The organism is Mesorhizobium sp. WSM4846 (genome assembly GCF_055811415.1).
In genome coordinates, this window is sequence record NZ_JBVVPZ010000118.1 from 1 (window position 1) to 311 (window position 311).

The following is a 311-nucleotide window of genomic DNA, read 5'->3' on the forward strand; positions in this document are numbered from 1 at the left end:
GAGGACGTGCTGGTCACCGGCGCCGGGCCGATCGGCATCATGGGTGCGCTGGTGGCGCAGTGCGTCGGCGCGCGAAAGGTGGTCATCACCGACATCAACCCGGTGCGGCTGGCGCTGGCGAAAAAGCTCGGCGTCCAGCATGTGGTCGACGCGTCGAAGGAAAAGCTGCGCGATATCATGCCGGCGCTCGGCATGACCGAAGGTTTTGACGTCGGCCTCGAAATGTCGGGTGCGGCACCCGCCTTCCGCGACATGATCGACGCCATGAACAATGGCGGCAAGATCGCCATTTTGGGCATCGCGCCGACCGG

Annotated in this window: 1 protein-coding gene; it reads left to right on the forward strand. The window is 65.3% G+C overall.

Features of this window, described 5'->3' with window-relative positions; all coding sequences use genetic code 11:
* The coding region (locus AC0L15_RS33280) for a zinc-binding dehydrogenase (protein WP_473498428.1) at positions 1 to 311 on the forward strand (311 nt) is incomplete at both ends.